The following is a 24,091-nucleotide window of genomic DNA, read 5'->3' on the forward strand; positions in this document are numbered from 1 at the left end:
ACATTGAGGGTTTTTACAATCGAGTCCGCAGGCACAGTCATCTAGACCAACTGAGCCCGCTGGCATTCGAGCAGCTTCGAACTGGAAGCTGAAATTTGTCTACGAAAGCGGGTGAAGTCCATACAGCCAACCAGCAGTAAGACTAGCCATAGTTTCCTGCGGGATAAAAAACTTATCGATGGGGCATTGGTCGAGAATGCTGCCTAATCTTAAGGATTTTTAGTTGCATGCAGTCATGCTATTCTTGAATAGTTATGACCGACATCCTCACTGTCACCATGAATCCTGCTGTCGATATTGCCACATCGACCGGCACCGTTACGCCAACGCACAAACTCAGGTGCGACATCCCTCGGCGTCACCCTGGTGGCGGTGGTATCAACGTGGCACGAGTCGTCCACCGCTTGGCAGGCGACTGCGCCGCGTTATATCCCGCAGGTGGTGTTAACGGCGAGTTGATTCAGCACTTGCTCGATGAGGAAGGTGTTAACAGTATTTGCATTGACATTGCAGGTGAGACCCGCGAAAGCTTTTCTGTCAGTGAGAGTTCGACCGGGCTGGAATATCGATTTGTCTTGCCGGGACCAGAATTGATGCCGCATGAGTGGCAGGCGTGTCTCGATCATTTTTCGGCGCTTGCCGTGCCACCTAGATACCTGGTGGCAAGCGGGAGCCTGCCACCCGGTGTTCCAGTTGATTTTTATGCCCGATTGACGCGCCTGGCGAAACCGCTTGGTGTCAAAGTAGTTCTTGATACGTCTGGCCCGGCACTGGCTGCTGCGCTTGAGGCGGGGGTTTACTTAGTCAAACCTAGTCTTCGTGAGTTGCGTGATCTGTTCAGCCAAACTTTGGAAACTGAATCGCAATGGCGACGTGCTGCCGAGCAGTTGGTTGTGCAGGGTAAGGCTGAAGTCGTTGTGCTGTCTTTGGGTGAAGGGGGCGCATGGCTGTTCACGAATGAAGGCGCGTGCTTTGCGCCCAGTTTGCCAATCAAGGTGGTCAGTGCCATCGGTGCGGGCGACAGTTTTGTGGGCGCCATGGTTTGGGCGCTCGCGCGGGGTCTGGAGTTGAAGGCCGCTTTTCGGTATGGTGTCGCGGCAGGTTCTGCTGCTTTGCTGTCCAAAGGTACAGGGCTTTCCCTATCTGAAGATGTCGCCCGTTTGTACGGCGACGTCAGATTAATATGATAAGGTCAAAACAAATATTTCTGAGACTCGTATTACTTATCGCCATGCTTGGCCGAAGTTTTGTATTGAACTGCACATGAACGAAGCTCAGACCGAATTCATTGAAATCCATCAACTGCAAGTAGGCATGTACATCGAGCTTGAACTGGGCTGGATGTCTCACCCGTTTCCCAAGGGTAGTTTCACAATTACCTCCAAGAAGCAGATCGCGGTCATTCAAGGACTTGGTTTAAAGCGTGTTCGCTACCTACCTGAAAAAAGTAATTTGACCGATGATTTGTCAGGTGCCGAGGTGTACGAGTCCGTTCCGTTCAGTAACGAGAACGGGGGGGCTGAGTCGGAATTGACCACTGCAGAAGCAGACGAACGTCGTGCTGTAAAAAAACGTCGTGAACTGCTTGCCGCACAGCAAAGAGAGATGGCGGTATGTGAACGCCGTTTTGGTGAGGCCATTCGTCAATATAAGCTGGTTGTTGAGCATGTCAATTCCAAACCGCTCGCTGTCATGGCGCAGTGTCTTGGCTTGGTCAACACGTTTGTTGATGAAATGTTGGGGGAGGGTGAATCGGCCATTCGCCTGTTGTCTGATGGCATGGGTGACAAGGCGTCCATGCATCCTGTCAATGTGACAATTATTTCGCTGCTTTTGGGTAAGTCCCTGGGTTTGACGAAGTCAGACATGGTTGATCTGGGCATGGCAGCTTTCCTGCATGACATAGGCAAATCACAGTTGCCCGGTCGGGTTCGCTGGCTGGAAGATAATTTTTCATCGGCTGAATACAAGCTGTACCAGGAGCATGTGGGGCAGAGTGTTGCGCTTGGCAAAGGCATGGCGCTGACTGCCGGAGCGTTGCAGGCCATCGCCCAGCATCATGAGTTGATTGACGGTAGTGGTTTCCCCACCCGACTCAAGGGTGGCAGTCTGTCCATGCCGGCCAAAATTTTGTCTTTGGTGAACCGGTATGAAAATCTGTGCAACCCGAGTCGCCCCGCTGCCGCGATCACACCACATGAAGCACTGTCACTAATTTTTGCGCAGTTGAAAACTCGTTTTGACGGGGGCGCTCTCAGCGCATTTATTCGGATGATGGGCGTATATCCGCCAGGTTCTGTGGTTCAACTGGTTGAGGAGCGGTATGCCATTGTGGTTTCGGTTAATTCCTCGCGGCCGTTAAAGCCCCGAGTCGTTGTGTACGATCCCAGTGTTTCAAGGCACGAGGCCTTGATTCTTGATCTGGAAAAAATGTCCAACATCGGGATTCGGCGTAGTCTAAAACCGGCGGGTTTGCCCAAGGACGCCATGGACTATTTGTCGCCCCGTCTTCGGGTTTGTTATTTTTTCGAGAGCATTATTGAGCCCCCATTCTCTGGGGGGAATCAGTGAACCTCAACGCCTGTGGCTCCATGATCGAAGGCTTGCTCGAAGCGGTCTGGCTGGTGGATCCGATCACCCTTCGCATTCTGGCCGTCAACCATGCGGCTGCTGATTTGCTCGGTCTTGCGTCCGAAGATCTGGTTGGCAAGCCCGCCATTGAATTAACCGCCACGCCGGAAGACCAGTTTTTTTGGGAAGATGTTGCTTCCGGTTTGATCGATAGCATCCACTCCGAGACCTTGCTACGTGGTGCCGATGGCATCGCGGTGCCGGTAGAGCGCCGTGTCAGCCGGGTTTGGCCGAAAGTGGATCGCGCCTTGTATGTGGTAGGACTACGTGATTTGCGCTTGCAGCGTCGCGCTGAAGATGAGCTTGAGAGACTGGTGGCCGAACTTCGAGCCACCCTGGAATCTACAGCCGATGGCATTTTGGTTAGCGATCTCAATGGCGACATCCGAAACTACAACCGGCATTTTGCTGCACTGTGGGATGTGCCTGAATCCCTGTTGTTAAAGCGTAATGACTCGGCCTTGTACGGGCATCTTGCCAGTCGTGTTCTGGATCGTGCCGGCTATGAGAAGCGGCTTCATGAAATAGCTGAGAGCCCTTTGCTGGAAACCTCCGATACATTGGTCTTGATCTCTGGTCATGTGCTGGAGCGAGTATCGCGGCCGCAATTCAGTCGAGGTCAGCCTGTTGGGCGGGTGTTTTCCTTTCGCGATATTACGCAACGCAACGATGCTGAGTCCCGCCTTCGTCTGGCCGCTAAAGTTTTTGAATCGAGTCAGGACGCTATTTTCATTACGGGTCCTGACTTTGTCATTCTTGCGGTCAATCCTGTGTGTGAACAGTTGACAGACAATTCTCAAGCTAAATTGATAGGTGCTTCGCTCCAAGAGCTTTTTCATGACCCGCATGACCTCGAATTAATTTCACGTGTGCAGCAGACGCTCACCGACGAAGGATGCTGGCGGGGCCAGGTTTCACTTAAAAGAAAAAGCTGTACCGACTGCGCTGTTCAGGTTTCCTGGGCTATGTTGCGCGATGAGCAGGGTGAGATTACGCACACCATAGGTTTTTTCAAGGATTTGACAGAAGAACTGGCGGCTCGAAAACGTATTGAGCAACTGGCTTACAGCGACGCATTGACCGGTTTGCCCAACAGGTTGCTGCTGTCGCAGCGGGTTGATTTTGCCCTGCGCATGGCCGAGCGAAACGGCGCGGAGTTTGGGGTTTTCTTTATTGACCTTGATCGTTTCAAGAATATCAACGATTCGATGGGACACACGTTCGGTGATCGCGTGTTGATCGAGGTGGCCGAGCGTATCAAACGGTGTTTGCGTGATGTTGACACCTTGTGCCGACTCGGCGGCGATGAGTTTGTCATCTTTTTGCAGGAGATTGATGCCCATGGCGCTGAAGTGTTGGCGCGCCGAATCCTTGACATCATGGGACGCCCCTTCCAAATTGATGAACTGAGTTTTTCAGTCGGTTGCAGTATCGGTGTCGCGTTGTATCCCGAAGATGGCCGCTCGTTGGATGAATTGATCAAATGCGCTGATACCGCGATGTATCTGGTCAAGGAGCGTGGGCGTGGCAGTTTCCGTTTCTACCAGCCGCAGATGAATGTCGATTTGCTATCGCGCATGAAAATGGACCATGCCATGCGCCAAGCCATGGAACGAGGTTTGTTTCGGCTGCACTACCAGCCGCAGATTTCGCTGGCCAACGGACAGTTGCTGGGTGCCGAAGCCTTGATTCGCTGGTCGGATGCTGAACTAGGAAATGTGTCGCCGGCGCTGTTTATTCCCTTGGCAGAAGAGTCTGGTTTCATCATCACAATTGGCAATTGGGTGCTGGAGGAGGCCGTGCGGCAAGCGGTGCTCTGGCAAAACGGCGGCACGCCTGTGACGGTGTCGATCAACGTCTCGGCACTGCAGTTTCAGCAGTCTGATTTTGTGGAGATCGTTGCCGGCGTGCTTAAAGCTTCTGGACTGGCACCGCAACTTCTGGAGCTGGAGTTGACCGAGTCCATTCTGGTCAAAGATGCTCACGAGGCCTTGGGACGATTGCACGCCTTGGCGGCACTCGGTGTCGTCATGTCCATCGACGACTTTGGAACGGGTTATTCCAGTCTGGCCTACCTGAAGAAATTCCCCATCTCCAAGCTCAAGATTGATCGCTCGTTTGTGATGGGGTTACCTGAAGATGAGAGCGACCGCGCGATTGTGAGCGCAACCATCGGCATGGCGCGGGGTCTTAAATTAAAAGTCGTCGCGGAGGGGGTCGAAACCATCGCGCAAAGAGACTACCTGGCGGGGCTGGATTGCGAGTCATTTCAGGGCTATTTATGCTCGCCGGGATTGCCTGCGGATGAATTTGAAGTGCTGATGGCGTCCTTGCCGCACGCTTTATCAGACCGTCGTGAGGCCTTTGTAGAGCATGTAGGCAGCCAGTAGGTAAAGGATGCTGGCAAATACGCGCTTGAGTTGCTTGACCGGCAGCTTGTGTGCCGCCCGGGCGCCCAGCGGGGCGGTCAGCACGCTGCAGGCGGCAATGACGCCCAGTGCTGGCAACCAGATATAGCCGATCGAATGGGGCGGCAAGTTTTGTAAACCCTGGCCGCTGATGATGTAGCCCACTACGTTGGCCAGCGCAATGGGAAAACCAAGGGCCGCAGAGGTCGCCACCGCGTTATGAATGGCGACGTTGCACCAAGTCATGAAGGGCACGCTGACGAAGCCGCCACCGGCACCCACCAGCCCTGACAAAAAGCCAATCACCCCACCTGCACCAATGAGTCCGCCCGTGCCTGGCACCTGCCGGGTTGGGGCCGGCTTCTTGTTTAAAAACATTTGGGTGGCAGAAAAACTCACGAAGGCGGCAAAAAAAAGGGCCAACCACGCGCCTTTGAGCAGGGCAAAGACCCCCATGCTGGCCACCGCACCACCCAGAATGATGCCAGGCGCCAAGCCCTTGACCAAATCCCAGCGCACCAAGCCGCGTTGATGATGGGCACGCACGCTGGACATTGACGTGAACATGATAGTGGCCATGGAGGTGGCAATCGCCATTTTGACGGCGAGGTCTGGCGCTACACCGCGGCCTGACAGGATGATCGTGATGAACGGTACCATCATCATGCCGCCACCAATGCCCAATAAACCCGCCAGAAAACCAGAACTTAAGCCCAATAAGGCCAGTTGAATGATCAGCAGGGGTTCTAAATTCATGAGGGGCTAAAGAAAAGGTGTCTGCAAATGCCACCGGACCGGCATCCTGAACCGGGGTTCAGGTGGGCGAGGTCAGCGCAAGCCTTGGGTTCATCTAACGCGAGATGATCACGCTGGCTAGGCAATGTTCCAAGCCCTGCTCTAGGAGCATTGGTTCAAGGAAATATAAAGCCCGGCGAGCACTGCAGACAGTAACGATTGTAGAGCTTGCCGGACATCCCGGTGTTGGGAGCGTCGATTATCTAGATCAGACGACTGTCATCACCCAGAGCTACATCAAGTCGCTCCAGCAAGGAGGTCAGTAGCAACTCGCGGCTTTCCGACTGCGGGCCATGCGATGCATCCGAATTCAGGTTTTCCGTGGAAGGATTGCCCTGTGCTTGCGGTGTGGCGCTACCCTGGTCAGCCAGATCAAATGCCAGGTTCAGGGCCGCCAGCACGGCAATGCGGTCGCGCGCCCGGACCTTGCCGCCATCACGGATTTTGCACATGGCGGTGTCAACACGTTCAACCGCTTCCAGTAAGCGGAAGTCTCCACCTTCCGGGCAGCCTAGCAGGTAGCTCTGCCCCATGATCTGTACTTCGAGTTGTTTCATGTAGCACCTTGTTGCGTACCACTGGCCACTGCTTCCGGCAGGCGTTCCAGAAGCGCATCTACCCGTGCGCGGGCGGCACCGAGTCTTGATTTCAGGGAGTCGCGTTCTTGCGAAAGGGCGTCAACTTGCGCGCAGAGCAGCGCATTGGTACGCTGCAACTCATCGTAACGGACGAGCAAAAGCTCCACACGCGCGGCAATTTGGTCGATTTTGGACGGGTTCGTCATAGCCTCTATTGTAAGGTTCGCAAAATGTAATCGGCTGTAAAATCGCAAGGTCGGTGCTCGCGGCGTGGTTCACATGCCGCAGTTCAACGGGAAGCAGGAGGGAGACGCTGGCAACAGCTAACCTAACCTGCGCTGCCCCCGCAACGGTAAGTGGACGAATCCTTTGATTCCGCTTCCATCACGGCCACTGAGCGTTCTGAACATGCGCTTGGGAAGGCGATGGAGGTTGCTTCCACCAGCCCGGATACCGGCCAACAAGGTGGTTGCACGCCCTGGCGGGCAGCCGTGACGCTCATGCACTGTCGGGGACGACGGTGAGGGCATTTGTTGAAATTTTCCTTCATGACAACTTGTATTTTTCACGCACGCCTGGCCGTGCTTCCTCTGGCTTTGGCTGGCGCTTTTCCCTTGTTTGCGCAATCTCAGTCAAATTCCTTATTAAGCGAAACCGTGGTGACTGCCACCCGCGTCGCCCAGCCTTTAAGCGACCTGGTGGCTGACGTCACCGTTGTGGATCGTGCACGCATTGAGCGGAGTGGCGCCACCGGCGTGGCTGATGTGTTGGCGCGTTTGCCTGGCGTGGAGATCAGCCGCAATGGGGGTATCGGAGGCACCACCAGTGTGTTTCTGCGTGGCGGTAACTCGCAACACACGGCGGTGTACCTTGATGGCGTGCGCTTGGATGCTCAGTCTGGTAGCGGCGGTGTGGCGTGGGAGAGTATTCCGCTGGCTCAGATTGATCGCATTGAAGTCCTGCGCGGTCCAGCCGCCGCAGTCTATGGCTCCGACGCCATCAATGGCGTTATCCAGCTTTTTACCCGCCGGGGAGAAGGCCCGGCTGCGCCCTATGTAGGCGTGGGCGCAGGCAGTCATGGCTTGAGCAAGGTGGAGGCCGGTGTTAGCGGATCTGTCGGCGTCGATAGCGCTGTTGACTATTCATTCGGCCTAGCAAATGAATCCAGCGATGGCTTTAATTCGCAGCCGCTGTATTTGCGCAAACCCGCTGATGGCGTACGTAACCCCGATCAGGATGGCTATCGCAGCACGTCGGCCAGCGCCCGGATGGGAATCCAGGTGAATCGCTCCCATCGCCTGGACGCCACGGTGCTCGCCAGCGACATGGAGTCCCAGTATGACGCTTTTACCTACAAACCTGCCAGCCCGGTGGATGACACTAGCCGACATGAGTTGCGTACCGTCGGCCTGAACTGGCATGCCCAGTGGACCGATGCCTACAGCACTCGCCTGAGCGTGACTAACAGCCGAAGCCGCTATGAAACCACGCCTTCCATCTACCTGACCACGACAGATTTGCGCGGTTATCTGCTTCAAAACGAACTGCGTTTTGGTCCGCATCTGGTAACAGCCACGCTGGAGCGCCGGGAAGATGAACTTGAAAACACGGCGGTCGGCCCCAACCGCAGCCGCACCCAAGACGCGGTTGCCTTGGGCTATGGTTTTGCGCAGGCCAGCCATACCGTTCAACTCAATGTGCGACACGATGACGACAGCGGCTTTGGCGGCAAGACCACCGGCAGTGCCGCTTATGGCTATGCCATTACGCCGAAACTGCGTATGACCGGTTCTGCCGGGACCGCGTTTCGTGCGCCTACGTTGTATCAGCGTTTCAGTGACTATGGCGTCAGCAGCCTGCAACCTGAAACCAGCAGCAACCTCGAAGCAGGGCTACGTTATACCGACGGCGCCAGCAGTCTGGGCGTGGTGGCCTACCGCAACACAGTGCGCAACCTGATCACCTATGTCAATGGCCCCGGTGCCTGTGCATCGCCCTATGGCTGCTACGACAGTGTGGCGCGTGCCGGGTACGAAGGGGTGACCTTGTCTGCCAGCTATTTGCTGGGACACGTAAATCTGACCGCTTCGGTTGACTTCCAGAATCCTGAGGATTTGGACACGGGCAAACAGCTCGCGCGCCGCTCGCGCCGCCATGCAACATTGGGTGCTGATTTCCATGTCGGTGACTGGAGCCTGGGCGCTGAAATGCAGGCGTCGGACAAGCGCTTTGATACAGCGGACAACACCACCGAACTGCCGGGTTATACCTTGGTTAACCTGTCGGCCAGCACTCACCTTAGTCGCGATGTTACGTTTCTAGCGCGGATAAACAACCTGACTGACAAGGACTATCAGACCGCCCGTACTTATGCCAACGAAGGTCGCACGATTTACATCGGCCTGAAATGGGCGCCTCAGTAATTTTGATGCTCTGAAAGATATATGCATGTCTGAAATCGTTTGCCCCGCCATCCTCATCGCCGCCCCCGCCTCCGGTCAGGGCAAGACCACCGTTGCTGCCGCCCTGGCGCGTTTGCACACGCGTCAAGGTAAAAAAGTGCGGGTCTTCAAATGTGGTCCGGATTTTCTGGACCCCTATTGGCACACCCTGGCCAGCGGTGCGCCGGTGCATCAGATGGACTTGTGGATGACGGGCGAGGCCGATTGCCGGGCGCGGCTGGCCGCAGCCGCGCGGGAGGCGGACTTGATCATCGTGGAAGGCGTGATGGGGCTGTTTGACGGCGAGCCCAGCGCCGCCGATCTGGCGCAACGCTTTGGCTTGCGGGTGCTGGCGGTCATCGATGCCTCCGCCATGGCGGGCACGTTCGGCGCGCTGGCGTTTGGCTTGCAACATTACCGGCCGGGCTTGACTTGGGCCGGGGTGCTGGCTAATCGGGTGGCGAGTGAGCGCCATGCGGAGATGTTGAAAAACAGTGTGCGCGAGCCCGAGCAGTGGCTGGGCGCCCTGATGCGCAACCCGGCCATGAACCTGCCGGAGCGGCACCTGGGGCTGACGGTGGCCAGCGAGGTCACCGATGCACTGGAACGGCTGGACGCTGCGGCCGATGCGCTGGCCGTGACGCCGCTGGGGCAGATGTCGCTGGCTGATTTGAAGCGCTGGGACGTCGAGTTTCAGGTGGTGGATGATGCCAGTGCCGAACTGCCAATCAGCCAACCGCTGGCCGGTCGCACCGTGGCCATCGCCCGCGATGCTGCGTTTTGTTTCATCTACGCCGCGAATCTGGACTGCTTGCAGGCCTTGGGGGCGCGGCTGGTGTTTTTTTCACCGCTGGCGGACAGCACGCTGCCTGAATGCGATGCGGTCTGGCTGCCGGGCGGTTACCCCGAGTTGCACGCGGCGCGGCTGGCGGGCAACACCTCCTTGCGCGACAGCCTGGCTGCGCATGTGGCGCTGCACAAACCGGTCTGGGCCGAGTGCGGCGGCATGATGCTGCTGTTTGATGAACTCGTCACCGTCGATGGCCAGACCCACGTCCAGTGGGGCTTGCTGCCGGGGACCGTCACCATGCAAAAGCGGCTGGCGGGACTGGGGCCGCAGCAATTGCTGATGAACGATGGCCTGCTGCGCGGCCACACTTTTCACTATTCCACCTGTGCCACGGCGCTGGCCGCGCCCTTGCGTGCCGCACGTCCCGATGGTGAGCCGCAGCCTGACGCCGGCGAAGCGCTGTACCAGGTCGGCTCGATCCAGGCCAGCTACTTCCATGCCTGGTTCCCGTCCAGTCCGTCCGCCACGGCGGCGCTGTTCGCCAGCAGCGCTCAACCCGTTAAGGTGCCCGCCGGAGTCATGCATGACTGAGCGTTTTGCGTTCTCCCCAGCTCCGCAGCGCATCGTCTGCATGACGGAGGAAACCACCGAGTGGTTGTACCTGCTGGGGGAAGAGCAGCGCATCGTTGGCATCTCGGGCTACACGGTGCGGCCACGGCGGGCGCGCGACGAGAAGCCGCGTGTCAGTGCCTTTACCAGCGCCAAAATCGACAAGATTCTGGAATTGAAGCCTGATTGTGTCTTCGGCTTTTCCGACATGCAGGCCGACATTGCCGCCGCCTTGATTCGCCAGGGCGTGCAGGTCACGGTGTTCAACCAGCGTAGCGTGGCCGAGATTTTTTCCATGATGGCGCAGGTCGCTGCCATGGTGGGGCAGGGCGCGCAAGGTCTGGCCCAGATTGAAACCATGCAGCAGCAACTGGCGGCGATTCAGGACGCCGCTGCCCGCCTGCCGCGCCGACCCAGAATTTTCTTCGAGGAATGGGACGAACCCCACATTAGCGCCATCCGCTGGGTGTCCGAGCTGATGGGGATTGCCGGCGGCGACGACATTTTTCCCGAACTGGCCCTCCAATCCCTGGGCAAGAACCGCATCATTGCCGACGGTGATGAGATCGTTCGCCGCAACCCCGACATCATCATCGGCTCCTGGTGCGGCAAGAAATTCCGGCCCGAGAAAGTGGCGGCGCGCCCGGGTTGGGAGAATGTGAACGCGGTTAAAAATCAACAGTTGTTTGAAATCAAGTCCGCCGACATCCTGCAGCCCGGCCCCGCCGCACTGACCGACGGCGTGGCGCAACTGCACCGTATCGTGCTGGATTGGAGCCGAAACGTGGCCCCCACGCTTGCCACTTCGTGTGCTGCGCTGCCCCCCGAGTGGGCTGTCCACGCCTTGGGGCGGCCCGGCGGCGCGGAGGATGAAAAATGACAAGTCTGACCGTGGCATGCAGCGAGTTGATCCTGGGCGGGCAAAAAAGTGGCAAGTCGCGCCGGGCCGAGACGCTGGCGCGGGACTGGTTGGCGCAATCCGCCAGCCACCACGCCGTGCTGATTGCCACCGCCCAGCCCTGGGATGAGGAGATGCGCGAGCGCATTGCCCGTCATCAAGTGGATCGGGCCGCGCGGGTGCCGGGTATGACGACGGTGGAGGAGCCGCTGGCACTCGCCGCAGCCATCGCGCAACACAGCCGCCCGGACACGCTGGTGGTGGTGGACTGCCTCACCCTGTGGCTCACCAACTGGTTGATGCCAGCTGAGCCTGTATTAGAGGTAAATCAGCCTCTAGCCCCCGTCGGTAGTGCGCAAGTAGCTATTCTTTTAAGAGCGATTGAGAAGGCGCCTGGCCCCGTCGTGCTGGTGGGCAATGAGATCGGTATGGGCGTGATTCCCATGGGCTCGGAGGTGCGCGCCTTTGTGGATGCGCTGGGTCGGCTCAACCAGGACGTGGCCGCGGTGTGCCAGCGCGTCACCCTGATGGCGGCCGGTTTGCCGCTGACTTTGAAAGATGCAGGATGAAAAAGATGTGGTTTCTGCTCGCTGTCGCTGCCCTGAGCGTGACGGGCGCGGCGCAGGCTTTCCAGGTCATCGACGACCGGGGCGTCACCGTGACCTTTGCCCAGCCGCCGCAGCGCATCGTCAGCTTGCTGCCCTCGCTGACCGAAACCGTGTGTGAACTGGGGCAGTGCCAGCGGCTGGTGGGAGTGGATCGTTATTCCGACTATCCCCTCAGTGTGCGGGCCTTGCCGCAGGTAGGCGGCGGGTTGGACCCCAATATCGAGGCCATCGTGGCGCTGAAACCCGATGTGGTGCTGATGGCGACCTCGTCGCGCGCCGGCGAGCGTTTGCAGTCGCTGGGCATCAAGGTGGTTGCGCTGGAGCCGAAAAGCCACGCCGATGTCCGCCGCGTGCTGGAGAAGATCGGACAAGTGCTGGACGTGCCGAATGCGCAGCGCGTCTGGCGCGTGATCGATGCCGCCATGTCGGCGGCGGCGCAGTCGTTGCCAGCCAGTGTCAAGCAAACACGGGTGTATTTTGAAGTCAACCGTGCGCCCTATGCCGCCGGTGAAACGTCTTTCATCGGTGAAACCCTGAGCCGGCTGGGCGCCCAAAACATTGTGCCGGCCAAGCTCGGCCCGTTCCCCAAGCTCAACCCCGAGTACGTGGTGCGCGCCAACCCGGACGTGATCATGGTCGGTGACCGCAACTACGCTGGCATGGAAGGCCGCCCGGGCTGGGCCGGTATCCGCGCCATCAAGGAACACCGGGTGTGTGTCTTTCCCGTGGCGCAGTCCGATGTGGTGGTGCGGCCTGGCCCACGGATGGCGGAGGGCGCACGCATTCTGGCGCAGTGCCTGCAAAAGATGTCGGGACGGGCACCGTGACCGATATTTTTCGGCAGCAGCGCGTGGCGTATTTGCTTGGCGTGAGCCTGTTGCTGGCCAGCGTAACCTTGCTGCTGCTGGGCGCCAGCGTCGGCAGTACCGGGTTTGAGAGCGTGCTCAACGCCTGGAACGATCCGGTGGCGCTGCAAATTGTGTGGGACATCCGCTTGCCGCGCACCCTGGGCGCCTGGACCGCCGGCGCCTTGCTGGGTCTAGCCGGTGCCGTGGCGCAGGGGCTGTTTCGCAATCCGCTGGCGGACCCTTATTTGCTGGGCAGCGCGTCGGGCGCCTCGCTCGGCGTGTCGCTGGCGCTGGTGTTTTTTGGCGTGTCGCCGTTCGCCACCCAGTGGCTGGTGCGCCTGGGTCTGACCGGGGCGGCGTTTGCCGGGGCCGTTGGCGCCGTGCTGCTGACCCTGATGCTGGCCAAAGGCGTGCAACACACGCTGCGCCTGCTGCTGGCCGGGGTGATTGTGGGTGTGGTGCTGGGCGCCTTTGCCTCACTCACCATGCTGATGGTGCCCGAGGTAACGCAGGCGATGCAGGCCTTCATGCTCGGCAGCACCGGCTTTGTCGGTTGGACCGCGTGCGCCTTGATGGCCGCGGTCTGGCTGGGTTGCATGGTGGTGGCCTGGATGCTCAGCCAGGTGCTCGACGGCCTGTCGCTGGGCGAAGCCACCGCCGCCAGTTTGGGTTTGCCCTTGCCCAAAATGCGCGCCGCACTGGTGGCGGTGCTGGCGCTGGCCACCGGGACGGCGGTGGCGCAGACCGGACTGATTGCCTTTGTCGGCCTGGCGGCGCCGCACCTGGTGCGCTCGGTCGCCAAGACCACGCATGGCCGTCTGATTTTTCTGTCCAGCCTGATGGGCGGCGTCTTGCTGATGGCGGCTGACACGCTGGCGCGCTGGTTGATTGCGCCGCAAGAGTTGCCGGTCGGCGTGCTGACCGCCGTGCTGGGCGGCGGCTACTTGCTGTGGCTGATGCACCGCAGCACCCGCGCTTCCTCAGGAGCCAGTCTGTGAATAATGCTATGGATTTAATAGCTATCAAGGCAGGCGCCATCAGCGCCAGCCTCGGAAACATGCAAGTCTTGCATGGCATTGACCTGGCTTTGAAACGCGGCCGCTGGACCAGCATTGTCGGGCCGAACGGCGCCGGCAAATCAACGCTGCTCAAAGTCTTGGCCGGGCTGCTGCCGCACACCGGCACGGTGACGCTGCTGGGCCAGCCGCTCGCCAGTTTGCCGGGCCGCGTGCGGGCGCAACAACTGGCGTGGCTGGGGCAAAACGAAACCACCGGCGATGATTTAACCGTGTGGGATGTCGCCATGCTGGGCCGCTTGCCTCACCAGGCTTGGCTGGCGCCGCCCAGTGCCGCCGATCATGCCGCCGTCGAACAAGCTTTGCGCGCCACCCAGGCCTGGGACTGGCGCGGCCGGACGCTGGGCCAACTCTCGGGCGGCGAGCGCCAGCGCGTGCTGCTGGCCCGCGCGCTGGCGGTGCAAGCGCAGGTGCTGCTGATGGACGAGCCGCTCGCCAACCTCGACCCGCCGCACCAGGCCGACTGGCTGGACGTGGTGCGGGCGCTGATCGAGCAGGGCAAAACGGTCATTAGCGTGTTGCACGAAATCTCCTTTGCCCTGCACGCCGACCAGCTGGTCATCATGGCCCGAGGCCGCGTCACCCACCAAGGCCCGTGTGCCGACCCCGTGACCCACCGCGCACTGGAAGCAGTGTTCGACAAACGAATCGCCATTCATGCCCTGGGTGACCAGTGGGTGGCGTTGCCCAAAAAATAATTGGCATTCACCCCCAATTAAAGAAAATGACTCCCATGCAAATCGAAACCCCGCCTACCGAGAAACCCTACGAAAAATCCGAAGGCGAACGCCGCGGCATTGTCATCGTCAACACCGGCGACGGCAAAGGCAAAAGCACGGCGGCCTTCGGACTGGCACTGCGGGCCCATGGCCGCGGCAAAGCCGTCAAGATTTTTCAGTTCATGAAAGTGCCGAGCGCCCGTTTTGGCGAGCACCGCATGTTCGAGCAGATCGGCATTCCGATCGAGGGCCTGGGCGACGGCTTCAGCTGGAAGAGCCAGGACTTGGAACACTCCGCCCAACTGGCGCGCGACGGCTGGAAAAAGGCCAAGGCCGCCATCATGAGCGGCGACTACTTCATGGTGACGCTGGATGAAATCACTTACCCGCTGATCTACGGCTGGATGCCGCTGGATGACGTGACGCAAACCCTGCGCGAGCGTCCCAGCCATGTGCATGTGGTGCTGACCGGCCGGCGCTGCCCGCCGGAAATCATTGAACTGGCCGACACCGTGACCGAGATGCAAATGGTCAAGCACGCGTTCAAGGCCGGCATTCCGGCCCAGCGCGGCATTGAGGACTGAGACCAGCATGACTGCCTCGCCATTGGCCAACACCCCACTTGCTGGCCCGGACGCCGCCCCGGATCTGGCCGCCGACATGGCTTTTGCGCCAGGCGAGCGTGATGCGGTGTACCGCGCCATCTTCGAGCGGCGCGACATGCGCCACTTCTGTGGCGGCACGGTCGCGCCGGAGGTGATGCGGCGCCTGCTTACCGCCGCGCACCACGCGCCCAGCGTGGGTTTCATGCAGCCGTGGCGCTTTATCCGCATCTCCAGCATGGCGATGCGCCAGCAGCTGCACACGCTGGTGGAGCAAGAGCGCGTGATCACGGCCCAGGCGCTGGGCCAGCGCGAAGATGAATTCATGCGCCTGAAGGTCGAGGGCCTGCTGGAAGCGGCCGAAGTCTGGGCTGTGGCGCTGGCCGAGGGGCGCGAAAAGCACATCTTTGGCCGCCGCACCTTGCCGCACATGGACCTGGCCTCGGCTGCCTGTGCCCTCCAGAACCTGTGGCTGGCCGCCCGCGCCGAGGGGCTGGGCATGGGCTGGGTGTCGCTGTTTGACCCGGTCGCCGTGGCCGAGTTGCTGCACATGCCTGCCGGCGCCGAGCCGATTGCGTTGCTGTGCATCGGGCCGGTGCCGGCTTTTTACGAAGAGCCGATGCTGCAACAAGCGCGCTGGGCCAAGCGCCAGCCGCTGGCCTCGCTGGTGTTTGAAAATGACTGGAACCAGGCCTGTGATTTATTTGAGCCGCTGGCCGCGCCCTCGAACGTGAACCCCTGACCGACCCCCGTATGCCCTTCACTTTTTCGCCGCTCATGAGTCTGGGCTTGGGTACCCTGATGTTTGCCACGGCACTGTTGCTGGCGCTGGCCATCGACCACTGTCTGGGCGAGCCCGCTGCGCGCTGGCATCCGGTGGTGTGGATGGGCAACTACCTGGGCTGGACCGGGCGGCGGCTGGCGCCCTTGGCGCATGCAACGCCAGCGGCAGCGGCAAAAGAGGCGCAAACAAGCCCGGATTTAAAGCGTTTTTGGCTTGGAGCCCTTATGTGGTGTTCGGGAGCAGCTATCGTTTGTGTAGCGGCTTGGGCGCTGCAAGAAGGATTGCTGACTTTGCCCGCCGTGCTGGGGCCTCTGTGGGGCGGCGTACTCGCGGCGCTGGGCTTGGGGCTGGCGCTCAAACCCTTGCTGGCTTGGGCCATGTTGCGCAGCGAAGTGCTGGCAGTCGAGGCCGCCTTGAATCCCACGCAAGGCGGGTCGCTGGCCGCTGGCCGTGAACGCTTGAGCTGGCTGGTCAGCCGCGATGTCACCCATTTGACCGAGGCTCAGGTGCGCGAAAGCGCGATTGAGACGCTGGCTGAAAACCTGAACGACTCCGTGGTGGCGCCCATTTTCTGGTTCGTGCTGCTCGGCCTGCCGGGCGCCGCGCTCTATCGTTTTGCCAACACCGCCGATGCCATGTGGGGCTACCCTGGCGTCTACCAAGGCCGCAACTGGCAATGGGCCGGCAAGTGGGCGGCGCGGGCTGATGACGTGTTGTCGTGGATTCCGGCACGCATCACCGCCTGTTTGCTGGTCGCGGTGTGCTGGCTGCAAACGCTGGCCAGCACGCAGCCGCAACCCATTGACGCCGTTAGCACGCAGCATGCGGGGCCGGAGGCCGCCTTCGTCATGGCCCGCCTGCCCGAAGAGGCGCGCCGCACACCGTCCCCCAACAGCGGCTGGCCGATGGCGGCGATGGCGCTGGCCTTGGATGTCAGTCTGCACAAACCAGGCGTCTATGTGCTCAACGCGGCGGGTCGGGCACCCCAGCCACAGGACACACGGCGTGCCATCGTTTATGCATCAAAAGTGCTGCTAGCCCTCGTATTCATTGCGCAAGCAGCTATTATTTTTGTGGCGGTTTGGAGGGTGGCATGACCCACCGCATTCACGGCGGCCCCGATGCTTTGGGCGTGCCGCGTTTTGATTTTTCGACCAACAGCAATGCCTGCGGCCCGTGCCCCATCGCCTTGGACGCAGTGCAACAAGCCGACGCCCGCCATTACCCCGACGCCAGTTACGCCGCACTGCGCTACCAGTTGGCCGCTTTTCATGGCGTCGACACACAGCGTGTGCTGCTGGCAGGCAGCGCCAGCGAGTTCATTTTTCGCATCACCGCTTGTGTGGCGCAGCAAGGCGCGAGCGATGGCCAACGATTCGGCAAACCCCGTGTTTCCCTGCCACCGCACAGCTACGGCGACTATGCGCAAGCCGCGCAGGCCTGGGGCTTGGAAGTGGCGACAACGCCGGAAACTGCCCAACTGGTGTGGGCGTGTGAGCCGTCCAGTCCCCTGGGCGGCGCGCATGCACAGTGGCCGGACAGGTTTTTGGCGCCACTCGTGTTGGACCGCGCCTACGAACCCCTGCGTTTGACGGGCGCGTCGACTTTGACGGCCACACAACTGGCGCAGGTCTGGCAGCTGTGGACGCCCAACAAGGCGCTGGGCCTGACCGGCGTGCGCGCCGCCTACGCCATTGCGCCGCTGGGCGCGCATACCATGGTGGCCGTGCTGGAGCGCCTGAGCGCGTCGTGGCCGGTGGGCGCCCATGGCGTGGCCTTGCTGCAGGCCTGGGTGCAGCCCGAGGTGCAACGCTGGCTGAGTGAGAGCCTGCAAACGCTGACGGTCTGGAAGGCCCGCCAACTTGCGCTGCTGCAAACCCTGGGCTGGCGTTGTCTGCCCAGCGACACGCCATTTTTCTGTGCGCGTCCCTATGGCGCAGACGGGGCGATGACCCCTGCTGAGCAAGAGAACAACCTGCTTCGGCTGTCTGCTGACCTGAAACACTTGCGCGCAGCGGGCATCAAGCTGCGCGATGCCACTTCTTTTGGTCTGCCGGGCCATGTGCGCGTCAGCGTGCAGCCACCCGCCGCGCAAGATGCGCTGAAAATGGCCTGGCAAGCCATCGTTGCCGGGTCCGGTATGACCGCTATTAATTTCGGAGAATGACATGACCGCCAAATGTGTGATGGTGCTCGGCACCACCAGCGGCGCCGGCAAAAGCTGGCTGACCACCGCCCTGTGCCGCTATTACGCCCGCCAAGGCCTGAAGGTGGCGCCGTTCAAAGCGCAAAACATGAGCAACAACGCCCGGGTGGTCGCGGCCGCAGCGGGGGCCTCCGGCGCGGCAGGCGCTGGCGGCGAGATTGGCAGCGCGCAATACTTTCAGTCACTCGCCGCCCGCGCCGTGCCCGAGGTCCGCATGAACCCGCTCTTGCTGAAACCCGAACGCGACACCCACAGCCAGGTGGTGCTGATGGGGCAGGTCGATGCCGAACTCACGGCCATGCCGTGGCGCGGGCGCAGCCTGAAGGTTTGGCCGCAAATTGCAGCGGCGCTGGACGAACTGCGCGCCGAGAACGACGTGGTGGTGATTGAAGGCGCCGGCTCCCCGGCCGAAATCAATTTACATGACAGCGATATCGTCAACATGCGCGTGGCGCTGCACAGCCAGGCCGCCTGCCTGCTGGTGACCGACATCGACCGGGGCGGTGCCTTTGCCCACCTGTACGGCACTTGGGCGCTGCTGCCCGAGGACGAGCGCGCCCTGATCAAGGGCTTCGTGTTGAATAAATTTCGTGGCGATGCCAGCCTGCTGGCGCCGGCGCCGCAGATGCTTGAGAGCCTTACCGCCATCCCCACGGTAGCCACGCTGCCGATGTGGTGGCAGCACGGTTTGCCGGAAGAAGACGGCGTGTTCGACGACCGCAGCACCACCCAGGGGGCGGTCACCCAGACCGTGGCCGTCATTGCCTACCCGCGCATCAGTAACCTCGACGAGTTTCAGCCGCTTAAAAACATTCCCGGCATTCGCCTGCAATGGGTGCGCTCCCCCGGCGAACTCGCAGGCCTCATGCCGACCGACTGGATCATACTGCCCGGCTCCAAGAACACCAGCGGCGACCTGGCCTGGCTGCGCCAGCAGGGGCTGGACCGCGCCATTGCCGACCATGCCGGGCAGGGCGGCGCAGTGCTGGGGATTTGCGGTGGCCTGCAAATGCTGGGCGAGGCGTTGATTGACCCGCACGGCATTGACGGCAACGCGCCCGGCTTGGGGCTGCTGCCGCTGGTGACGGTGTTCGAAGCGGATAAAACCGTGCAGCACACGCAAGCTATTTTTGATGCCAGCATCGCCGGACCCTGGGCTGGACTGGCGGGCGTGCAAGTGGCCGGCTATGAAATCCACCACGGCCAAACGGCGCAGCACCCGGCGATGGCCAAAGCGGGCGATGTGGCACGCGTCATCATGCCCAATGGCTTGGGCTGGCAGAACGCAGCCGGCAATGTGCTCGGGCTGTATTTGCATGGCCTGTTTGAAGACCCCGCCGCCCTGCAAGCCTTGTTTGGCGCCCGTCTGGCAGGCCCGGTGCCGACGCTGGAGTCCGTCTTTGACGGCCTCGCCGATTACATTGAACAGCATTTCGAGCCGGGCGTTTTGGCAAGCTTGATTGCCTGATGAATGACCGCGATGCGTTTTTTCAAAATTATTGACCTCGTTCGTTTTCCTTTTTTGGTTTAACTTTTAAAGTTCACACCCTTTAACACCACCACGCACCATGAACACAACTTTGCCCACGCTCGCCGACATCCACACGCCTGCTCTCACACAGGCCCTGCAGCACAAGCTGAACAACAAAACCAAACCGCTGGGCTCGCTGGGTCGGCTGGAGGCGTTGGCGTTGCAATTGGGCGAGATTTTGGGCACCGAGTCGCCCGCTTTAGTGCAGCCGCAAATGGTGGTATTTGCCGGTGACCACGGCCTCACCGCCCGTGGCATTTCGGCCTTTCCCAGCGATGTGAGCTGGCAAATGGTCGAGAATTTTCTGGCCGGCGGCGCCGCAGTGAGCGTGCTGGCGCGCCAAAACGGCATCAGCCTGACGGTGGTCGATTGCGGCGTGAACCACGACTTTTTGGCCGGTCTGCCCGCCGGCACACAACGCCCCGGCTTGCTGGTGCGCAAGGTGGCGAACGGCACGGCCGACTCTTCGGTGCAAGCGGCCATGACCGCCGCCCAATGCCAGCAAGCGCTGCACAACGGGCAAGAGTTGGTGAAAAGTTTGCCCGGCAACGCGCTGCTGCTGGGTGAAATGGGCATTGGCAACACCTCGGCCGCGTCGCTCTTGCTGGCCCGCCTGACCGGGCTCGACGTTGAAGTCTGCACTGGCGCCGGCACCGGGCTGGATGCGCCCGCCGTGCAACGCAAAACAGCGGTGCTGCGTGAAGTGCTGGCCCGCCACCCCGAGGCCAAAGCGCCGCTGGATGCGCTCGCCGCTTTAGGCGGCTTTGAGATTGCCACCATGGTCGGCGCCGTACTGCAAGCCGCGACCGAGCGTCGCGTGGTGGTGGTGGACGGCTTTATTGCCACGTCCGCCGTGCTGGTGGCGCACGCCCTGCAGCCGCTGGTGCTGCAGCGTTGTGTTTTTGCCCACCGTTCCGGTGAACGCGGCCATGAATTCATGCTGCAGCATCTGGGCGCTCAGGCCTTGCTCGATTTGGGCTTGCGGTTGGGCGAAGGCTCGGGCGCGGCGCTGGCCTGGCCGCTGTTGCAGTCGGCCTGCACCATCTTGCGCGACATGGCCAGCTTTGAAGCCGCGGGCGTGTCCGAAAAATCTGCCGCTGAAACCAGCGCCGTTTAACCTCGCAGCCTATCGACACTCTCACCCTCGCTCCTCAACGGACGAGGGGGCCAACGCTTTGACACCATGACCCAGTTCTTTCGCCATTACCTGCTGGCCCTGCAGTTTTTTACCCGCATCCCGGTCACCGGGCGCTTGGCCGACTGGGTCGGCTTCAGCCCGGCCATGCTGCGCGCCAGCGCCGCGCATTTTCCGGGGGTGGGCTGGCTGGTGGGCGCGTTGGTTGCAGCCGTCACCGCCTTGTTGTTGGCGGGGCTGCCCGAGGGCGGATTTGCACCGCTGGTGGCGGCGGTGTGGGGGACGGCTTTTGGCGTCGTGATCACCGGCGCGTTCCATGAAGACGGGCTGGCCGATGTGGCGGATGGCTTGGGCGGCAGCCCGGACCGGGATCGCGCCTTGATCATCATGAAAGATTCGCGCGTCGGGGCTTTTGGCGCCATCGCCATGATGCTGGTACTGCTGGCCAAGGTGTCACTGCTGGCCCTGTTGGGCTCGGTGAGCAGTCTGGTGCTGTGCACGGCGCTGTTTCTGGCGCATGTGGTGTCGCGCACTTGGCCGCTGCTGTTGATCCGCCTCATGCCGCATGTGGGGGATGCGGCGGGCTCCAAGTCAAAACCACTGGCGGATCAGATCAGTGGCGCCAGCCTGATGACCGCTTTTTTATGGTGTTTTATGGCCTTGGCCCTTGTCGTCTATGCGCAAGTAGCTACTGATTTCATAGCGTTAGACGTGGATTTGATCGCGCTGTTGTGGGCGCTTGGTCTGGCGCTGGCCGCCTCGGGCATCGCCTTTTTGGTGATGTGGCGCTGGTTTTGGCGGCGCTTGGGCGGCTTTACCGGCGACTGCCTCGGCGCCACGCAGCAGGTGTGTGAACTGGCGTTTTACCTTGGTCTGGCCTTGTGCCTGTGAAGGTGGTGCGCTTGAAGCCCGTGCGGCAGCTGCATCCCTGCGCGGTGAGGGCGTTGCATTCATGAAGCTGTGGCTGGTGCGCCATGCGCAACCCCTGATCGCCCCGGCGGTTTGTTACGGCGCCAGCGATGTCGCCGCCGACACCCAGGCCACGCTGCAAACAGCGCAAGCCTTGGCGCTGACCTTGCCCGCCGGTGTTGCCCTGGTGTCGTCGCCGCTACAAAGATGTGAGCGTCTTGTGCACTGTTTACGGGGGCTGCGGCCCGATTTGGCCTATAAAACCGATGCACGGCTGGCCGAGATGAACTTTGGTTGCTGGGAGGGGCAGCGCTGGGACGCCATTCCCCAAGCCGACTATGACGCTTGGGTGGCTGACTTTGGTGCGCACCGTTTTGGCGGCCAGGAAAGCGTGTCTGAATTCATGCAACGTGTCGCCGCTGTCTGGGACGAAACCCAGCGCCAGCGGCTTGATGCCGTCTGGATCACCCATGCCGGTGTCATTCGTGCCGCCAGTCTGTTGGCGCAGGGGGTGCGCCAGGTGACGCAGGCTGCGCAGTGGCCCAGCGATGCGCCGACCTTTGGCGGCTGGCGGGAACTTCAGGTCTGAGCCGACCGGATCAAGCCGTTTCGACCCGGTTGCGGCCGTTGGCCTTGGCCCGGTACAGGGCGGCGTCGGCCCGTGCCAGCAGCGTGTCCACGGTGTCCGTGTCTTGTTGGTGGGTGGTGATGCCAATGCTCACGGTGCAGCTGGGTCCGCTGTCGGCCAAGGCACAGGCGGCGCGAATTCGCTCGGCCACCAAAACCGCTTCTTCCAGCGAGGTTTCTGGCAACAGCGCCATGAACTCTTCGCCGCCAAAGCGCCCCAGTTGGTCGGGCTGACGCAACATGGTTTTGACTTTGGCCACAAAATTGACCAGCACCCGGTCACCCGTTTGATGGCCATGGCTGTCGTTGATGGACTTGAAATGGTCCAGGTCCATGATCAGCAGGGCCATGTTGCGGCCGTGGCGCTTGCAACGCGCCAGTTCTCTCTGGCAGGCGTCGTCCATGTTCCGCCGTGTCAGGGCATTGGTGAGTGAGTCGTGGTTGGCTAAATGTTGCAGTTCGGCATGCAGGCTCTCGGTGGCCAGCAGCACGGTGCTGATGGAGAACAGCAGAATGCAAAACACGAAGCTGCCGACATAAACCAGATGGTAGGACGCTGTTTCGAAAAGATCCTGGCCCACGGGCCAGATGAACGAAGTCACCAACCGCATGAACTGGATGGCCGACATGGCCACCAGCACGGTGATGCTCATCACTCTGGCAAAGGTGGGTGAACCCTGCTTGATCACCAGATAGGCATGCACCGCGAACAGGTAAGTTGCCAGCGCATTGGAGAGACCCAGGCGTATGCGGTAACTGGGTTCGATAAATGTGAACCACCACTGAACCACCATCAACGTCGCGATCAAGGCGATCCAGGGCTTTAAGCGCGGCGTGACGCCAAAGAAGCGTTGGGTGCCAACGTAAGTGAGGTAGAGGCCTGCGGCAAGCAGCAACCGGGCGAGGGAGATGGTGAAAATGACGGGCAGCTTGCCGGTTGCGGCACCCAGCAAGGAGCCGATAAATACAAGCAGCAGTGCCGCAGACCATTCGCCCAATCCTTTAATGGAAGCGGGGTAGCTGCGCTTGAGCGAAAACAGCACCAAGGACATCAAACCGCTCATAACGCCGCCCAGCAGAATGACAGTTCGGGGGTCGATGAGGCTCATTTGAAATCTGCTGCAATGTAAAAAAAGGGACAATTATTACATTGTGATTTATCGGTGGTTACGCCACCCGTGACTGACTTACCCTGGTGGCGGCGTTTTGGCTTTGAAGTCGCAGAACTGGCTCACCCCGCATTGCCAGCACAAGGGCTTGCGTGCCTGGCAGATGTAGCGGCCATGCAGGATCAGCCAGTGGTGAGCGTCCACCAGATAGGCGGGAGGAATGCGTTTAAGCAGCTTCATCTCCACTTCATACGGCGTTTTTCCCGGCGCCAGGCCGGTGCGATTGCCGAGTCGAAAGAGGTGGGTATCCACCGCCATGGTGGCTTCACCAAAGGCCACGTTCAACACCACATTCGCTGTTTTGCGTCCCACACCGGGCAGCGCCTCCAGCGCTTCGCGCGTGCGCGGCACCACGCCACCGTGCTGCGCCACCAGAATCTGGCAGGTTTGCATCAGGTGTTTGGCTTTGGAGTGATACAGACCAATGGTCTTGATGTAGCCCTCCAGGCCTTCAAGGCCGAGATCCAGTATTTTTTGCGGCGTGTTGGCCACCGGGAACAGGCGACGCGTGGCTTTGTTCACGCCGACATCGGTGGCCTGGGCGGACAGCAACACCGCGGTGAGCAACTCAAACACCGAGGTGTATTCCAGCTCGGTCACAGGCATCGGGTTGGCGGCTTTGAGGGTGGCAAAAAAGCCTTCGATAGCGTCTGGTTTCATGCGTTCTATGTGTATTTTCTGTCTGAATAATAATAGCAAGCTAACCGTCATCGATCCCTTGTTATTC

Annotated in this window: 23 protein-coding genes and 1 riboswitch; of the genes, 18 read left to right on the forward strand and 5 right to left on the reverse strand. The window is 60.6% G+C overall.

Translation table 11 applies throughout. The features are described from left to right. Positions 1 to 254 precede the first annotated feature (254 nt). The 3 genes from HHJ17_RS04205 (at position 255) to HHJ17_RS04215 (ending at position 5,021) form a co-directional block, all read left to right on the forward strand. Positions 255 to 1,187, forward strand: a complete 933-nt coding sequence (locus tag HHJ17_RS04205) for a 1-phosphofructokinase family hexose kinase (RefSeq protein WP_296505054.1) — start codon at positions 255 to 257, stop codon at positions 1,185 to 1,187. 76 nt (positions 1,188 to 1,263) lie between these two features. Further along, positions 1,264 to 2,571: an HD-GYP domain-containing protein gene (locus tag HHJ17_RS04210; protein ID WP_296505056.1), complete on the forward strand. Its 1,308-nt coding sequence runs from the start codon at positions 1,264 to 1,266 to the stop codon at positions 2,569 to 2,571. A gap of 20 nt (positions 2,572 to 2,591) precedes the next feature. Continuing rightward, the gene (locus HHJ17_RS04215) at positions 2,592 to 5,021 is read left to right on the forward strand and encodes an EAL domain-containing protein (RefSeq protein WP_296505058.1); all 2,430 of its coding nucleotides are present in this window, start codon (positions 2,592 to 2,594) and stop codon (positions 5,019 to 5,021) included. On the opposite strand, the gene HHJ17_RS04220 is transcribed toward HHJ17_RS04215, so the two are convergent. The 3 genes from HHJ17_RS04220 to HHJ17_RS04230 form a co-directional block, all read right to left on the reverse strand. Then, on the reverse strand, positions 4,977 to 5,795 hold the full coding sequence (locus HHJ17_RS04220; protein ID WP_296499970.1) for a sulfite exporter TauE/SafE family protein: 819 nt from the start codon (positions 5,793 to 5,795) through the stop codon (positions 4,977 to 4,979). The two genes, HHJ17_RS04215 and HHJ17_RS04220, sit on opposite strands and share 45 nt — an antisense overlap. A gap of 242 nt (positions 5,796 to 6,037) precedes the next feature. Next, complete coding sequence (locus HHJ17_RS04225) at positions 6,038 to 6,391, reverse strand: cell division protein ZapA (RefSeq protein ID WP_296499968.1); 354 nt, start codon at positions 6,389 to 6,391, stop codon at positions 6,038 to 6,040. Continuing rightward, entirely contained in the window at positions 6,388 to 6,618 is a 231-nt protein-coding gene (locus HHJ17_RS04230) for a DUF904 domain-containing protein (RefSeq protein ID WP_296499966.1), read from the reverse strand. Before HHJ17_RS04230 ends, HHJ17_RS04225 begins: the two co-directional genes overlap by 4 nt. A gap of 34 nt (positions 6,619 to 6,652) precedes the next feature. Continuing rightward, a riboswitch (cobalamin riboswitch) is annotated at positions 6,653 to 6,889 on the forward strand. Positions 6,890 to 6,960: 71 nt separating this feature from the next. On the opposite strand from HHJ17_RS04230, the gene HHJ17_RS04235 reads away from it, so the two are divergent. The 15 genes from HHJ17_RS04235 (at position 6,961) to cobC (ending at position 22,157) form a co-directional block, all read left to right on the forward strand. Beyond that, positions 6,961 to 8,835: a TonB-dependent receptor gene (locus HHJ17_RS04235; RefSeq protein WP_296499965.1), complete on the forward strand. Its 1,875-nt coding sequence runs from the start codon at positions 6,961 to 6,963 to the stop codon at positions 8,833 to 8,835. Between the two features lie 25 nt (positions 8,836 to 8,860). Continuing rightward, complete coding sequence (locus HHJ17_RS04240; RefSeq protein ID WP_296499963.1) at positions 8,861 to 10,234, forward strand: cobyrinate a,c-diamide synthase; 1,374 nt, start codon at positions 8,861 to 8,863, stop codon at positions 10,232 to 10,234. Beyond that, positions 10,227 to 11,132 (forward strand): ABC transporter substrate-binding protein, encoded by a 906-nt coding sequence (locus HHJ17_RS04245; protein WP_296499961.1) that lies wholly within the window; start codon positions 10,227 to 10,229, stop codon positions 11,130 to 11,132. Before HHJ17_RS04240 ends, HHJ17_RS04245 begins: the two co-directional genes overlap by 8 nt. Further along, positions 11,129 to 11,719, forward strand: a complete 591-nt coding sequence (cobU, locus tag HHJ17_RS04250) for a bifunctional adenosylcobinamide kinase/adenosylcobinamide-phosphate guanylyltransferase (RefSeq protein WP_296505060.1) — start codon at positions 11,129 to 11,131, stop codon at positions 11,717 to 11,719. Before HHJ17_RS04245 ends, cobU begins: the two co-directional genes overlap by 4 nt. After that, entirely contained in the window at positions 11,716 to 12,585 is an 870-nt protein-coding gene (locus HHJ17_RS04255; RefSeq protein WP_296505062.1) for an ABC transporter substrate-binding protein, read from the forward strand. The genes cobU and HHJ17_RS04255 overlap by 4 nt, the downstream gene beginning before the upstream one ends. Beyond that, positions 12,582 to 13,604, forward strand: coding sequence for an iron ABC transporter permease (locus HHJ17_RS04260; protein WP_296505063.1), 1,023 nt, complete (start codon positions 12,582 to 12,584; stop codon positions 13,602 to 13,604). The genes HHJ17_RS04255 and HHJ17_RS04260 overlap by 4 nt, the downstream gene beginning before the upstream one ends. 8 nt (positions 13,605 to 13,612) lie before the next feature. Next, positions 13,613 to 14,380: an ABC transporter ATP-binding protein gene (locus HHJ17_RS04265; RefSeq protein WP_296499994.1), complete on the forward strand. Its 768-nt coding sequence runs from the start codon at positions 13,613 to 13,615 to the stop codon at positions 14,378 to 14,380. A 35-nt stretch (positions 14,381 to 14,415) separates the two neighbouring features. Further along, complete coding sequence (gene cobO / locus HHJ17_RS04270) at positions 14,416 to 14,985, forward strand: cob(I)yrinic acid a,c-diamide adenosyltransferase (protein ID WP_296505065.1); 570 nt, start codon at positions 14,416 to 14,418, stop codon at positions 14,983 to 14,985. A gap of 76 nt (positions 14,986 to 15,061) precedes the next feature. Continuing rightward, positions 15,062 to 15,745 (forward strand): 5,6-dimethylbenzimidazole synthase, encoded by a 684-nt coding sequence (bluB, locus tag HHJ17_RS04275; RefSeq protein WP_296505191.1) that lies wholly within the window; start codon positions 15,062 to 15,064, stop codon positions 15,743 to 15,745. A gap of 11 nt (positions 15,746 to 15,756) precedes the next feature. Continuing rightward, positions 15,757 to 16,884: an adenosylcobinamide-phosphate synthase CbiB gene (gene cbiB, locus HHJ17_RS04280; RefSeq protein WP_296499950.1), complete on the forward strand. Its 1,128-nt coding sequence runs from the start codon at positions 15,757 to 15,759 to the stop codon at positions 16,882 to 16,884. Continuing rightward, complete coding sequence (locus HHJ17_RS04285) at positions 16,881 to 17,954, forward strand: aminotransferase class I/II-fold pyridoxal phosphate-dependent enzyme (RefSeq protein WP_296499948.1); 1,074 nt, start codon at positions 16,881 to 16,883, stop codon at positions 17,952 to 17,954. Before cbiB ends, HHJ17_RS04285 begins: the two co-directional genes overlap by 4 nt. A 1-nt stretch (position 17,955) precedes the next feature. Then, positions 17,956 to 19,461 (forward strand): cobyric acid synthase, encoded by a 1,506-nt coding sequence (locus HHJ17_RS04290; RefSeq protein WP_296499946.1) that lies wholly within the window; start codon positions 17,956 to 17,958, stop codon positions 19,459 to 19,461. A gap of 100 nt (positions 19,462 to 19,561) precedes the next feature. Then, positions 19,562 to 20,641 (forward strand): nicotinate-nucleotide--dimethylbenzimidazole phosphoribosyltransferase, encoded by a 1,080-nt coding sequence (cobT, locus tag HHJ17_RS04295; RefSeq protein ID WP_296499944.1) that lies wholly within the window; start codon positions 19,562 to 19,564, stop codon positions 20,639 to 20,641. A gap of 66 nt (positions 20,642 to 20,707) precedes the next feature. Next, positions 20,708 to 21,550 carry an adenosylcobinamide-GDP ribazoletransferase gene (locus HHJ17_RS04300; protein WP_296499941.1) on the forward strand — a complete coding sequence of 281 codons (843 nt, stop codon included), beginning with the start codon at positions 20,708 to 20,710 and terminating at the stop codon, positions 21,548 to 21,550. Then, on the forward strand, positions 21,510 to 22,157 hold the full coding sequence (gene cobC, locus HHJ17_RS04305; RefSeq protein ID WP_366557520.1) for an alpha-ribazole phosphatase family protein: 648 nt from the start codon (positions 21,510 to 21,512) through the stop codon (positions 22,155 to 22,157). The genes HHJ17_RS04300 and cobC overlap by 41 nt, the downstream gene beginning before the upstream one ends. Positions 22,158 to 22,167: 10 nt before the next feature. Here the strand turns inward: cobC and HHJ17_RS04310 are convergent, their stop codons facing one another. Both HHJ17_RS04310 and nth read right to left on the reverse strand, forming a co-directional pair. Beyond that, complete coding sequence (locus tag HHJ17_RS04310) at positions 22,168 to 23,304, reverse strand: GGDEF domain-containing protein (RefSeq protein WP_296499940.1); 1,137 nt, start codon at positions 23,302 to 23,304, stop codon at positions 22,168 to 22,170. Positions 23,305 to 23,382: 78 nt separating this feature from the next. Beyond that, positions 23,383 to 24,024: an endonuclease III gene (gene nth, locus HHJ17_RS04315; RefSeq protein ID WP_296499938.1), complete on the reverse strand. Its 642-nt coding sequence runs from the start codon at positions 24,022 to 24,024 to the stop codon at positions 23,383 to 23,385. Positions 24,025 to 24,091 lie beyond the last annotated feature (67 nt).

The sequence above is a fragment of the Rhodoferax sp. genome (genome assembly GCF_012927445.1).
GTDB lineage: Bacteria > Pseudomonadota > Gammaproteobacteria > Burkholderiales > Burkholderiaceae_C > Rhodoferax.

What these genes read in the sequence shown, in the direction of transcription:
- HHJ17_RS04225 (WP_296499968.1), bottom strand. Translation starts at nt 6,391, where the DNA reads ATGAAACAACTCGAAGTACAGATCATGGGGCAGAGCTACCTGCTAGGC.
- HHJ17_RS04240 (WP_296499963.1), top strand. Translation starts at nt 8,861, where the DNA reads ATGTCTGAAATCGTTTGCCCCGCCATCCTCATCGCCGCCCCCGCCTCC.
- HHJ17_RS04210 (WP_296505056.1), top strand. Translation starts at nt 1,264, where the DNA reads ATGAACGAAGCTCAGACCGAATTCATTGAAATCCATCAACTGCAAGTA.
- cbiB (WP_296499950.1), top strand. Translation starts at nt 15,757, where the DNA reads ATGCCCTTCACTTTTTCGCCGCTCATGAGTCTGGGCTTGGGTACCCTG.
- HHJ17_RS04235 (WP_296499965.1), top strand. Translation starts at nt 6,961, where the DNA reads ATGACAACTTGTATTTTTCACGCACGCCTGGCCGTGCTTCCTCTGGCT.
- HHJ17_RS04205 (WP_296505054.1), top strand. Translation starts at nt 255, where the DNA reads ATGACCGACATCCTCACTGTCACCATGAATCCTGCTGTCGATATTGCC.
- cobT (WP_296499944.1), top strand. Translation starts at nt 19,562, where the DNA reads ATGAACACAACTTTGCCCACGCTCGCCGACATCCACACGCCTGCTCTC.
- bluB (WP_296505191.1), top strand. Translation starts at nt 15,062, where the DNA reads ATGGCTTTTGCGCCAGGCGAGCGTGATGCGGTGTACCGCGCCATCTTC.
- HHJ17_RS04290 (WP_296499946.1), top strand. Translation starts at nt 17,956, where the DNA reads ATGACCGCCAAATGTGTGATGGTGCTCGGCACCACCAGCGGCGCCGGC.
- HHJ17_RS04245 (WP_296499961.1), top strand. Translation starts at nt 10,227, where the DNA reads ATGACTGAGCGTTTTGCGTTCTCCCCAGCTCCGCAGCGCATCGTCTGC.
- HHJ17_RS04255 (WP_296505062.1), top strand. Translation starts at nt 11,716, where the DNA reads ATGAAAAAGATGTGGTTTCTGCTCGCTGTCGCTGCCCTGAGCGTGACG.
- HHJ17_RS04300 (WP_296499941.1), top strand. Translation starts at nt 20,708, where the DNA reads ATGACCCAGTTCTTTCGCCATTACCTGCTGGCCCTGCAGTTTTTTACC.
- HHJ17_RS04265 (WP_296499994.1), top strand. Translation starts at nt 13,613, where the DNA reads ATGGATTTAATAGCTATCAAGGCAGGCGCCATCAGCGCCAGCCTCGGA.
- HHJ17_RS04230 (WP_296499966.1), bottom strand. Translation starts at nt 6,618, where the DNA reads ATGACGAACCCGTCCAAAATCGACCAAATTGCCGCGCGTGTGGAGCTT.
- HHJ17_RS04215 (WP_296505058.1), top strand. Translation starts at nt 2,592, where the DNA reads ATGATCGAAGGCTTGCTCGAAGCGGTCTGGCTGGTGGATCCGATCACC.
- nth (WP_296499938.1), bottom strand. Translation starts at nt 24,024, where the DNA reads ATGAAACCAGACGCTATCGAAGGCTTTTTTGCCACCCTCAAAGCCGCC.
- HHJ17_RS04310 (WP_296499940.1), bottom strand. Translation starts at nt 23,304, where the DNA reads ATGAGCCTCATCGACCCCCGAACTGTCATTCTGCTGGGCGGCGTTATG.
- cobO (WP_296505065.1), top strand. Translation starts at nt 14,416, where the DNA reads ATGCAAATCGAAACCCCGCCTACCGAGAAACCCTACGAAAAATCCGAA.
- HHJ17_RS04285 (WP_296499948.1), top strand. Translation starts at nt 16,881, where the DNA reads ATGACCCACCGCATTCACGGCGGCCCCGATGCTTTGGGCGTGCCGCGT.
- HHJ17_RS04220 (WP_296499970.1), bottom strand. Translation starts at nt 5,795, where the DNA reads ATGAATTTAGAACCCCTGCTGATCATTCAACTGGCCTTATTGGGCTTA.
- cobU (WP_296505060.1), top strand. Translation starts at nt 11,129, where the DNA reads ATGACAAGTCTGACCGTGGCATGCAGCGAGTTGATCCTGGGCGGGCAA.